At 43.1% G+C, this 12033-nt stretch carries 8 protein-coding genes, 6 tRNA genes, 3 rRNA genes and 1 pseudogene; 17 read left to right on the top strand and 1 reads right to left on the bottom strand.

From position 1 onward, the window contains the following. Positions 1–9: 9 nt before the first annotated feature. The 8 genes from secY to D2A30_10060 all read left to right on the top strand — a co-directional run bounded on the left by secY (position 10) and on the right by D2A30_10060 (position 4706). Positions 10–1320 carry a preprotein translocase subunit SecY gene (secY, locus tag D2A30_10095; GenBank protein ID ULL21869.1) on the top strand — a complete coding sequence of 437 codons (1311 nt, stop codon included), beginning with the start codon at positions 10–12 and terminating at the stop codon, positions 1318–1320. Between the two features lie 93 nt (positions 1321–1413). After that, complete coding sequence (locus D2A30_10090) at positions 1414–2055, top strand: adenylate kinase (protein ULL21868.1); 642 nt, start codon at positions 1414–1416, stop codon at positions 2053–2055. 121 nt (positions 2056–2176) lie between these two features. Beyond that, the gene (locus tag D2A30_10085; GenBank protein ID ULL21867.1) at positions 2177–2395 is read left to right on the top strand and encodes a translation initiation factor IF-1; all 219 of its coding nucleotides are present in this window, start codon (positions 2177–2179) and stop codon (positions 2393–2395) included. A gap of 24 nt (positions 2396–2419) precedes the next feature. Further along, positions 2420–2536 (top strand): 50S ribosomal protein L36, encoded by a 117-nt coding sequence (locus D2A30_10080; GenBank protein ULL21866.1) that lies wholly within the window; start codon positions 2420–2422, stop codon positions 2534–2536. A gap of 19 nt (positions 2537–2555) precedes the next feature. After that, entirely contained in the window at positions 2556–2921 is a 366-nt protein-coding gene (locus D2A30_10075) for a 30S ribosomal protein S13 (GenBank protein ID ULL21865.1), read from the top strand. Positions 2922–2938: 17 nt separating this feature from the next. Further along, positions 2939–3322, top strand: a complete 384-nt coding sequence (locus D2A30_10070; GenBank protein ULL21864.1) for a 30S ribosomal protein S11 — start codon at positions 2939–2941, stop codon at positions 3320–3322. A gap of 44 nt (positions 3323–3366) precedes the next feature. After that, on the top strand, positions 3367–4305 hold the full coding sequence (locus D2A30_10065) for a DNA-directed RNA polymerase subunit alpha (protein ID ULL21863.1): 939 nt from the start codon (positions 3367–3369) through the stop codon (positions 4303–4305). Between the two features lie 14 nt (positions 4306–4319). After that, on the top strand, positions 4320–4706 hold the full coding sequence (locus D2A30_10060) for a 50S ribosomal protein L17 (GenBank protein ID ULL21862.1): 387 nt from the start codon (positions 4320–4322) through the stop codon (positions 4704–4706). Positions 4707–5337: 631 nt separating this feature from the next. On the opposite strand, the pseudogene D2A30_10055 reads toward D2A30_10060, so the two are convergent. Further along, positions 5338–5741 (bottom strand): annotated as a pseudogene (locus D2A30_10055) (IS30 family transposase). 663 nt (positions 5742–6404) lie between these two features. On the opposite strand from D2A30_10055, the gene D2A30_10050 reads away from it, so the two are divergent. The 9 genes from D2A30_10050 (at position 6405) to D2A30_10010 (ending at position 12023) form a co-directional block, all read left to right on the top strand. Then, positions 6405–7967 (top strand): 16S ribosomal RNA (locus tag D2A30_10050). Positions 7968–8031: 64 nt separating this feature from the next. After that, positions 8032–8104, top strand: a tRNA-Ala gene (locus tag D2A30_10045). A 301-nt stretch (positions 8105–8405) separates the two neighbouring features. After that, positions 8406–11308: ribosomal RNA gene (locus D2A30_10040) — 23S ribosomal RNA — on the top strand. Positions 11309–11460: 152 nt separating this feature from the next. Further along, positions 11461–11576, top strand: a 5S ribosomal RNA gene (gene rrf, locus D2A30_10035). The 16S, 23S and 5S rRNA genes sit together here with 6 tRNA genes alongside, the layout of an rRNA operon. Before the next feature lie 5 nt (positions 11577–11581). Continuing rightward, positions 11582–11654, top strand: a tRNA-Asn gene (locus D2A30_10030). Positions 11655–11675: 21 nt separating this feature from the next. After that, positions 11676–11747: transfer RNA gene (locus tag D2A30_10025), tRNA-Glu, on the top strand. Between the two features lie 6 nt (positions 11748–11753). After that, positions 11754–11843 (top strand) — tRNA-Ser (locus D2A30_10020). A gap of 11 nt (positions 11844–11854) precedes the next feature. After that, positions 11855–11928 (top strand) — tRNA-Met (locus D2A30_10015). Between the two features lie 22 nt (positions 11929–11950). After that, positions 11951–12023: transfer RNA gene (locus D2A30_10010), tRNA-Phe, on the top strand. The last annotated feature ends 10 nt before the right edge of the window (positions 12024–12033 follow it).

Below are 12033 nucleotides of genomic sequence, written 5' to 3'. Positions count from 1 at the left end.
TGCTAGCCTATGTTTTTAAAACTTTTAAAGGATGCCGTAAAGGTTAGATTAGTACGTAACAAAATATTGTTCACTATCTTCATCCTTTTTGTCTTCCGAGTTGGAACTCACATTACAGTTCCAGGTATTAACGCCAAGAGTCTTGAAGCCCTCTCAAATGTACCATTTTTAAATATGTTGAGCTTGGTTTCAGGAAACGCAATGCGTAATTTTTCAGTTTTTGCACTAGGGGTTAGTCCATATATCACTGCTTCGATTATTGTTCAACTTTTACAAATGGATATCCTTCCAAAATTTGTTGAATGGGGTAAGCAAGGTGAAGTGGGCCGTCGCAAACTGAATCAAGCAACACGTTATATCTCTTTGGGATTAGCTTTTGTCCAATCTATTGGTATTACTGCAGGTTTTAATGCGCTTTCGGGTGTACAACTGACAAATATGCCCTTGAATTGGCAAATGTACCTTTTGATCGGTTCTATTTTGACAACTGGTTCAGTCATTGTAACTTGGTTGGGTGAGCAGATTACAGAAAAAGGGTATGGAAATGGTACGTCCATGATTATCTTCGCAGGGATTATATCTTCCCTACCAGGAACGTTTCACGAGATTTATATTGATCGTTTTGTCAATATTGAATCTAGTCGATTGGGAGAATCAGCTATCTTTGTAGCAATCTTGGTTGTATTAATTTTATTAGTCGTTTACTTCACGACATTTGTACAACAAGCAGAATACAAATTGCCAATCCAATATACAAAAAGAGCTCAAGGAGCACCATCTAGTTCTTACTTACCATTGAAATTAAATCCAGCAGGTGTTATTCCCGTGATTTTTGCTGGTTCAATTACAGCAGTACCTACATCTCTTATTCAATACTTTGCAAGTCAGAATCAGAGTGCAGGTTGGTTATTGACTGTTCAAGAATATTTTGATTATTCAACGGTAAAAGGAATGCTGGTATATGCCGGATTGATTATTTTATTCACATTCTTCTATACCTTTGTTCAAGTCAATCCAGAAAAAACTGCTGAAAGCCTTCAAAAGAGCGCAGCATATATCCATGGGGTTCGACCTGGTAACGGGACTGAGCAATATCTTTCTAAGCTTCTAACAAGATTGGCAACAGTTGGTGCTTTATTCTTGAGTTTTGTTGCTTTGTTGCCGATTATTGCACAAAATCTCTTTGGACTTTCTTCAAACATTGCATTCCTAGGTACAAGTTTGATCATTGTTATCTCTACAAGTATTGAAGGAATCAAGCAATTGGAAGGCTACCTTCTTAAGAGAAAATATGTAGGTTTCTTAGAAATTACAGAATAGAATACAGGTTGACCTCGTCAACCTTCTATTTTGTTTTTAGATAAGTTTGTCAATATTGGCAAATTTATGTGAAAACAAAATAAGGAGTTTGTCATGAATCTTTTAATTATGGGTTTACCAGGTGCTGGTAAAGGAACACAAGCAGCTAAGATTGTTGAGAAATTTAATGTTGCTCACATTTCAACTGGCGACATGTTTCGCGCAGCAATGGCTAATCAAACTGAAATGGGCAAATTAGCTAAGTCATATATTGACAAAGGCGAACTTGTGCCTGATGAGGTTACAAATGGTATTGTGAAAGAGCGTTTAGCTCAGAATGATATCAAAGAAAAAGGTTTCTTATTAGATGGATACCCACGAACAATTGAACAAGCATATGCGCTTGATACAAACCTAGATGAGTTAGATATTGAGCTGCAGGGAGTTATCAATATTGAAATTGATCCTTCTAAACTTGTAGAACGTCTCAGTGGACGTATCATTCATAAAGAAACTGGGGAAACGTTCCATAAGGTATTCAACCCACCTGTTGGAGACTATAAGGAAGAAGATTTTTATCAACGTGAAGATGACAAACCAGAGTCTGTTAAGCGCCGTTTAGAAGTAAACATTGCCCAAGGTCAGCCAATTATCGACCATTATCGTGCAAAAGGTTTGGTTCATGATGTTGAAGGCGATCAAGACATCGAACTTGTTTTCCAAGCAATTGATACTGTATTATCAAAATTGCAATAATCTAATGGATTTGGCTTGCGTTTTTCTTGCAAAGATGATAAAATAGCCTAGTCTGACTTATAATTGTTACCTCTGTGTTCAGAGGACATCAAATCGATATTTAGAGAGGGGTTACTTTTGCATGGCAAAAGAAGATGTGATTGAAATTGAAGGCAAAGTAGTCGATACAATGCCAAATGCTATGTTTACTGTTGAGTTGGAAAACGGACACCAAGTCCTTGCAACTGTTTCTGGTAAAATCCGTAAAAACTACATCCGTATTTTGGTCGGTGACCGCGTAACTGTTGAGCTTAGTCCTTACGACTTGACACGTGGACGTATCACATACCGCTTTAAATAGTCGAAATACTTGGAGGGATTAAACATGAAAGTAAGACCATCGGTCAAACCAATTTGCGAATACTGCAAAGTTATTCGTCGTAATGGTCGTGTTATGGTGATTTGCCCAGCAAACCCTAAACACAAGCAACGTCAAGGTTAAGAAATAGAAAGGAGAAAACATGGCTCGTATTGCTGGAGTTGACATTCCAAATGACAAACGTGTAGTTATTTCATTGACTTATGTTTATGGTATCGGTCTTGCAACATCTAAAAAAATTCTTGCAGCTGCAGGCATTTCAGAAGATGTACGCGTGAAAGATTTGACATCAGATCAAGAAGATGCTATTCGTCGTGAAGTTGATGCAATCAAAGTTGAAGGTGACCTCCGTCGTGAAGTTAACTTGAACATTAAACGTTTGATGGAAATCGGTTCATACCGTGGAATCCGTCACCGTCGTGGACTTCCTGTCCGTGGACAAAACACTAAAAACAATGCTCGTACTCGTAAAGGTAAAGCCGTTGCGATTGCAGGTAAGAAAAAATAATATAGGAGGTAGAAAAATTGGCTAAACCAACACGTAAACGTCGTGTGAAAAAGAATATCGAATCTGGTATTGCACATATTCACGCTACATTTAATAACACAATTGTTATGATTACTGATGTGCATGGTAACGCTATTGCTTGGTCATCAGCTGGTGCTCTTGGTTTTAAAGGTTCACGTAAATCTACACCATTCGCAGCCCAAATGGCTTCAGAAGCAGCTGCTAAATCTGCACAAGAACACGGTCTAAAAACAGTTGAAGTTACCGTTAAAGGCCCAGGTTCAGGTCGTGAGTCTGCTATCCGCGCTCTTGCTGCCGCTGGTCTTGAAGTAACAGCAATTCGTGATGTGACTCCTGTACCACACAATGGTGCTCGTCCTCCAAAACGTCGCCGTGTATAATCATACATACCATACACAGCTTTTCGTTTAAGAGGGAGTAAGAAATGATTGAGTTTGAAAAACCAACAATAACAAAAATTGATGAAAATAAAGATTACGGCAGATTTGTAATCGAGCCATTAGAACGTGGTTACGGTACAACTCTTGGTAACTCTCTTCGTCGTGTACTTCTTGCATCACTCCCAGGTGCTGCAATTACATCAATTAAAATTGATGGTGTACTCCACGAATTCGACACAGTTCCGGGTGTCCGTGAAGATGTTATGCAAATCATTCTTAACATCAAAGGCATTGCTGTAAAATCTTATGTCGAAGACGAAAAGAAAATTGAACTTGATGTAGTAGGTCCAGCTGAAGTGACAGCAGGTGACATTCTTACAGATAGTGATATAGAAATTGTAAACCCTGACCATTATCTATTTACTATTGCTGAAGGTAAAACATTTAAAGCGATTTTGACAGTCAATTCAGGTCGTGGTTATGTCCCTGCAGAAAGTAATAAAAAAGATGACGCGCCAGTAGGTACACTTGCTGTAGATTCTATCTATACGCCAGTAAAAAAAGTCAATTATCAAGTTGAACCGGCCCGTGTTGGTAGCAACGATGGTTTTGACAAATTAACACTTGAAATCAATACTAATGGTACTATTATTCCAGAAGATGCTCTAGGTCTTTCTGCACGTATTTTGATGGAACACCTTGGTCTATTTACTGATTTGACTGAAGTTGCAAAGTCAGCAGAAGTGATGAAAGAAACAGAGACTGCATCGGATGATCGCATGCTTGATCGTACGATTGAGGAATTGGACCTTTCTGTTCGCTCATATAACTGTCTTAAACGTGCAGGTATCAACACTGTATTTGATTTGACAGAGAAGACTGAACCAGAAATGATGAAAGTGCGCAATCTTGGCCGTAAGAGTCTTGAAGAAGTCAAAGTTAAATTGGCAGATCTTGGTCTGGGATTGAAAAAAGATAAATAATATAGGAGGAAATCATGGCATACCGTAAACTAGGACGCACTAGCTCACAACGTAAAGCAATGTTGCGCGATTTGACAACTGACCTTTTGATCAACGAATCAATCGTTACAACTGAAGCTCGTGCTAAAGAAATCCGTAAAACAGTTGAAAAAATGATCACACTTGGTAAACGTGGTGACTTGCACGCTCGTCGTCAGGCTGCTGCATTTGTTCGTAATGAAATTGCATCTGAAAACTATGATGAAGCAACAGATAAGTATACTTCTACAACTGCACTTCAAAAATTGTTCTCAGAAATCGCACCTCGTTATGCTGAACGCAACGGTGGATACACTCGTATTCTAAAAACTGAACCACGTCGTGGCGATGCTGCCCCAATGGCAATTATCGAACTTGTATAAGATCATCAATTTTGTTGAGTGTTATGATGATGGAATTCCATGTGGGTTCTTAGTCTAGCTCTGGTCTACCGCCGAGCCTGTCTCGGCGGTAACACTCATCATATTGATTGGACGCTTGTTTACGAAATTATTCTAAAGTAGAATAATTTCGTAAGCAGGCGTTTTTCTTTCTATAAAACTATACCTGAAGTGACGTTTTATGCTTGCTCAATGTCAATTAGGATGAAGAAAGCATAAACGTTGTGTTTTTTGTGCAAAGCAATTCAGCTAAAACATTTGAAGTAAACTTCCAAAAAGTAGAGAGAGCAAAATGTGTGGGTATTTAAGGCTACCTGATCAACTTTTAAATTTCTTTAGAGTCCCATCTCAGAATCTATAGATTAAGAATTATTCATCACTCTTTAGTCTTTATATTTTGACCTAAAAACGTCCACTGATCTAATATACTCCGTCTTTCCCATGAAGGGGGTAGCTGTTGCAGCAAATACATTCTTCAGGAAACAATTCGCTTAAATGACAAAATTCTGTACCAGATGCAGCAGAGATGTGAGAATTTGCTAAACTATAAAGATTACCATCAGTGCGGGATACCTGCACAGTCTGTAGTTTTGTGAGAATGAATTGGTATCAACTTCGTCAATCCTAAATGGCGATTATGAAACCAAAAGTAAATGGTTGAAATACCCACTTTTATTTTCTTCTTCTTAACCATCATTTCAGGAGAAAATTTTTGCTTAGTATAGTATAATATTTTCTCTTTCAATTCTTTCGTTAGGATTATCTTTTTTACCGATCGTTTTCGATTAGTTTGGTATACCGTTTGTGCATAGTCGGCAGAATAGGCTTTTTTATACAGCCCTTTTCGCACTTGTTGTAAAGTTGTCCCACGTTTTACTTCATTATTAATCGTCTGAGGAGCCTTTCCAAGCAACCCTGCAATTTCACGATTGGATATATTTTCATTCTTCATCGTTCAATCAGGCGACGGTTATCCATTGTCAAATGTTTGCCTTTTGGTGTATACTGTTCTTGCATCTCTGTGCCCTTCCGTGTGTTTGTGGTGAACAACAAGTATAGCACAGAGGTGTTTTCTTTTGCCTTAAATTGGATTTCATTTGACAACAGGAACCCTTGAACCTGTTTTGTCAGCTAAACCAAGGCTACTATTAGCTTTGGCTACTTAGCCTAACAGCTTCAAGCCTGTTATCAAATGAAATTACCGGCTTACTCAAAGATGGTGAAACAAATATTTTTGAACAAGGGGAGGTGGCTAACTTCATTATAGAACTTTTAAAAATAAAAAAGTGAAAAAAACAGGAAAAACTACTTGACAATGATGGATAAGATTTGATAGAATAATTGAGTTGTCTCGCAAGACTAGTCAGCTTAAAAAAACGAAAAAAGGTTTAAAAAAGCAGTTGACAATAGTAAGTGAAGATGATAGAATAATTGAGTTGTCTCTTGAGGGCGATCGATACAAAGGGAACGAAAAAAAGTTTCAAAAAAGTATTGACAAGACCTTGAAGAAGTGATATACTAATATAGTTGTCGCAAGGACGTGACAACGACAAGACCTTTGAAAATTAAAGAAGACGAACCAAACGTGCAGGGTGATTTATCTAAGGATAAATCGTCAATGACAAAACAAAAAACAATAAAACGGAAAGCTAGCAATAGCTTGAGTTTGAATCAAAACTTTTAATGAGAGTTTGATCCTGGCTCAGGACGAACGCTGGCGGCGTGCCTAATACATGCAAGTGGAACGCATGATTGATACCGGAGCTTGCTCCACCATTAATCATGAGTCGCGAACGGGTGAGTAACGCGTAGGTAACCTACCTCATAGCGGGGGATAACTATTGGAAACGATAGCTAATACCGCATAACAGTATTTATCACATGGTAAATGCTTGAAAGGAGCAATTGCTTCACTATGAGATGGACCTGCGTTGTATTAGCTAGTTGGTGGGGTAACGGCTCACCAAGGCATCGATACATAGCCGACCTGAGAGGGTGATCGGCCACACTGGGACTGAGACACGGCCCAGACTCCTACGGGAGGCAGCAGTAGGGAATCTTCGGCAATGGGGGGAACCCTGACCGAGCAACGCCGCGTGAGTGAAGAAGGTTTTCGGATCGTAAAGCTCTGTTGTAAGAGAAGAACGTGTGTGAGAGTGGAAAATTCACACAGTGACGGTAACTTACCAGAAAGGGACGGCTAACTACGTGCCAGCAGCCGCGGTAATACGTAGGTCCCGAGCGTTGTCCGGATTTATTGGGCGTAAAGCGAGCGCAGGCGGTTTGATAAGTCTGAAGTAAAAGGCTGTGGCTTAACCATAGTATGCTTTGGAAACTGTCAAACTTGAGTGCAGAAGGGGAGAGTGGAATTCCATGTGTAGCGGTGAAATGCGTAGATATATGGAGGAACACCGGTGGCGAAAGCGGCTCTCTGGTCTGTAACTGACGCTGAGGCTCGAAAGCGTGGGGAGCGAACAGGATTAGATACCCTGGTAGTCCACGCCGTAAACGATGAGTGCTAGGTGTTGGGTCCTTTCCGGGACTCAGTGCCGCAGCTAACGCATTAAGCACTCCGCCTGGGGAGTACGACCGCAAGGTTGAAACTCAAAGGAATTGACGGGGGCCCGCACAAGCGGTGGAGCATGTGGTTTAATTCGAAGCAACGCGAAGAACCTTACCAGGTCTTGACATCCCAGTGACCGTCCTAGAGATAGGATTTTTCTTCGGAACACTGGAGACAGGTGGTGCATGGTTGTCGTCAGCTCGTGTCGTGAGATGTTGGGTTAAGTCCCGCAACGAGCGCAACCCCTATTGTTAGTTGCCATCATTCAGTTGGGCACTCTAGCGAGACTGCCGGTAATAAACCGGAGGAAGGTGGGGATGACGTCAAATCATCATGCCCCTTATGACCTGGGCTACACACGTGCTACAATGGCTGGTACAACGAGTCGCAAGTCGGTGACGACAAGCTAATCTCTTAAAGCCAGTCTCAGTTCGGATTGTAGGCTGCAACTCGCCTACATGAAGTCGGAATCGCTAGTAATCGCGGATCAGCACGCCGCGGTGAATACGTTCCCGGGCCTTGTACACACCGCCCGTCACACCACGAGAGTTTGTAACACCCGAAGTCGGTGAGGTAACCATTTGGAGCCAGCCGCCTAAGGTGGGATAGATGATTGGGGTGAAGTCGTAACAAGGTAGCCGTATCGGAAGGTGCGGCTGGATCACCTCCTTTCTAAGGAAAAGGAACCTGTACGTTAGTCTTCTTTAATTTTGAGAGGTTTTGTTAAGAAAAGACCACAAATGTGGGGCCTTAGCTCAGCTGGGAGAGCGCCTGCTTTGCACGCAGGAGGTCAGCGGTTCGATCCCGCTAGGCTCCATTAGGATAGAAATCCTACTAAACTGAATAACAGTGAAGTTGAATTCACGACTAACTTCTTAGGAAAATAGATCATCTTCCTTGTGTGCAAGACACACATTGTCAGATTCCTAATTTTCTACAGAAGTTTCGCAGAAGCGACCGTCGTTCATATCCTAAACTTGTCCATTGAAAATTGAATATCTATCAAACAATCCTTATGTATTTGAAAAGATACATAAAGAAATAGTAACAAGAAAATAAACCGAAAACGCTGTGAATATTTAATGAGTTTTCTAATTTTTGAAAAAATTAGGTTAATAAGGTTAAGTTAATAAGGGCGCACGGTGGATGCCTTGGCACTAGAAGCCGAAGAAGGACGTGACTAACGACGAAATGCCTTGGGGAGCTGTAAGTAAGCAATGATCCAGGGGTGTCCGAATGGGGGAACCCGGCAGGTAAAGCCTGTCACTCACTACTGTTAAGGTAGTGAAGAGGAAGACGCAGTGAACTGAAACATCTAAGTAGCTGCAGGAAGAGAAAGCAAAAGCGATTGCCTTAGTAGCGGCGAGCGAAACGGCAGGAGGGCAAACCGAGGAGTTTACTCCTCGGGGTTGTAGGACTGCAAAGTGGACTTAAAGAGTATAGAAGAACTACCTGGGAAGGTAGGCCAAAGAGAGTAACAGCCTCGTATTTGAAATAGTCTTTATACCTAGCAGTATCCTGAGTACGGCGAGACACGCGAAATCTCGTCGGAATCTGGGAGGACCATCTCCCAACCCTAAATACTCTCTAGTGACCGATAGTGAACCAGTACCGTGAGGGAAAGGTGAAAAGAACCCCGGAAGGGGAGTGAAATAGAACCTGAAACCGTGTGCCTACAACAAGTTCGAGCCCGTTAATGGGTGAGAGCGTGCCTTTTGTAGAATGAACCGGCGAGTTACGATATGATGCGAGGTTAAGTTGAAGAGACGGAGCCGTAGGGAAACCGAGTCTTAATAGGGCGGATTAGTATTATGTCGTAGACCCGAAACCATGTGACCTACCCATGAGCAGGTTGAAGGTGCGGTAAGACGCACTGGAGGACCGAACCAGGGCACGTTGAAAAGTGCTTGGATGACTTGTGGGTAGCGGAGAAATTCCAAACGAACTTGGAGATAGCTGGTTCTCTCCGAAATAGCTTTAGGGCTAGCGTCGACATTGAGAATCTTGGAGGTAGAGCACTGTTTGGATGAGGGGGCCATCTCGGTTTACTGATTTCAGATAAACTCCGAATGCCAATGATTTATGGTCGGCAGTCAGACTGCGAGTGCTAAGATCCGTAGTCGAAAGGGAAACAGCCCAGACCACCAGCTAAGGTCCCAAAATAATTGTTAAGTGGAAAAGGATGTGGGGTTGCACAGACAACTAGGATGTTAGCTTAGAAGCAGCTATTCATTCAAAGAGTGCGTAATAGCTCACTAGTCGAGTGACCCTGCGCCGAAAATGTACCGGGGCTAAAACAATTTACCGAAGCTGTGGATAACACGAAAGTGTTATGGTAGGAGAGCGTTCTATGTGTGAAGAAGGTATACCGTGAGGAGTGCTGGAACGCATAGAAGTGAGAATGCCGGTATGAGTAGCGCAAGATGGGTGAGAATCCCATCCACCGTAAGACTAAGGTTTCCAGGGGAAGGCTCGTCCGCCCTGGGTTAGTCGGGACCTAAGGAGAGACCGAAAGGTGTATCCGATGGACAACAGGTTGATATTCCTGTACTAGTGTATATAGTGATGGAGGGACGCAGTAGGCTAACTAAAGCGGGCGAATGGAAGAGCCCGTCTAAGCAGTGAGGTGTGATATGAGTCAAATGCTTGTATCTGTAACATTGAGCTGTGATGGGGAGCGAAATTAAGTAGCGAAGTTAGTGACGTCACACTGCCAAGAAAAGCTTCTAGCGATAAGTATACACTACCCGTACCGCAAACCGACACAGGTAGTCGAGGCGAGTAGCCTCAGGTGAGCGAGAGAACTCTCGTTAAGGAACTCGGCAAAATGACCCCGTAACTTCGGGAGAAGGGGTGCTGACTTTTAGTCAGCCGCAGTGAATAGGCCCAAGCAACTGTTTATCAAAAACACAGCTCTCTGCTAAATCGTAAGATGATGTATAGGGGGTGACGCCTGCCCGGTGCTGGAAGGTTAAGAGGAGGGTTTAGCGTAAGCGAAGATCTGAATTGAAGCCCCAGTAAACGGCGGCCGTAACTATAACGGTCCTAAGGTAGCGAAATTCCTTGTCGGGTAAGTTCCGACCCGCACGAAAGGCGTAATGATTTGGGCACTGTCTCAACGAGAGACTCGGTGAAATTTTAGTACCTGTGAAGATGCAGGTTACCCGCGACAGGACGGAAAGACCCCATGGAGCTTTACTGCAGTTTGATATTGAGTATCTGTACCACATGTACAGGATAGGTAGGAGCCTATGAAATCGGGACGCCAGTTTCGATTGAGGCGCTGTTGGGATACTACCCTTGTGTTATGGCTACTCTAACCCGGTAGGTTAATCATCTACGGAGACAGTGTCTGACGGGCAGTTTGACTGGGGCGGTCGCCTCCTAAAAGGTAACGGAGGCGCCCAAAGGTTCCCTCAGAATGGTTGGAAATCATTCGCAGAGTGTAAAGGTATAAGGGAGCTTGACTGCGAGAGCTACAACTCGAGCAGGGACGAAAGTCGGGCTTAGTGATCCGGTGGTTCCGTATGGAAGGGCCATCGCTCAACGGATAAAAGCTACCCTGGGGATAACAGGCTTATCTCCCCAAGAGTTCACATCGACGGGGAGGTTTGGCACCTCGATGTCGGCTCGTCGCATCCTGGGGCTGTAGTCGGTCCCAAGGGTTGGGCTGTTCGCCCATTAAAGCGGCACGCGAGCTGGGTTCAGAACGTCGTGAGACAGTTCGGTCCCTATCCGTCGCGGGCGTAGGAAATTTGAGAGGATCTGCTCCTAGTACGAGAGGACCAGAGTGGACTTACCGCTGGTGTACCAGTTGTCTCGCCAGAGGCATCGCTGGGTAGCTATGTAGGGAAGGGATAAACGCTGAAAGCATCTAAGTGTGAAGCCCACCTCAAGATGAGATTTCCCATAACATTAAGTTAGTAAGAGCCCTGAGAGAAGATCAGGTAGATAGGTTGGAAGTGTAAGTGTGGCGACACATGTAGCGGACCAATACTAATCGCTCGAGGACTTATCCAAGAATAAGTAAAGAGAACGTAAAGAAAAGCGTATGATTTATCTAAATCAGTAGCTTTTTAGTTCGAGTACAAATACTCACGAGTCAATATTGACAGCGTTGGTTTTTCTTGTTAGAATATAGATATTCAATTTTGAGTTGACAAGACTCAGTAGTTAAGTGACGATAGCCTAGGAGATACACCTGTACCCATGCCGAACACAGCAGTTAAGCCCTAGAACGCCTGAAGTAGTTGGGGGTTGCCCCCTGTTAGATACGGTAGTCGCTTAGCTATATTCCGCCATAGCTCAGTTGGTAGAGCGCATGACTGTTAATCATGATGTCACAGGTTCGAGCCCTGTTGGCGGAGTAAAGAGAAGTCTTTATTTATGGTCCGTTGGTCAAGGGGTTAAGACACCGCCTTTTCACGGCGGTAACACGGGTTCGAATCCCGTACGGACTATAATGTGGAGGATTACCCAAGTCCGGCTGAAGGGAACGGTCTTGAAAACCGTCAGGCGTGTAAAAGCGTGCGTGGGTTCGAATCCCACATCCTCCTTTACTTATTATCGCGGGATGGAGCAGCTAGGTAGCTCGTCGGGCTCATAACCCGAAGGTCGTAGGTTCAAATCCTGCTCCCGCAATTCTATTTATATTATGGATTATGGCTCGGTAGCTCAGTTGGTAGAGCAATGGATTGAAGCTCCATGTGTCGGCGGTTCGATTCCGTCTCGCGCCATTAACTTAAT

This window comes from Streptococcus suis (assembly GCA_022354845.1).
Classification (GTDB): Bacteria; Bacillota; Bacilli; order Lactobacillales; family Streptococcaceae; genus Streptococcus; species Streptococcus suis_AA.
The sequence above is the reverse complement of the archived record's forward strand: the minus strand, read 5'-3'. Positions and strand labels throughout refer to the sequence as shown.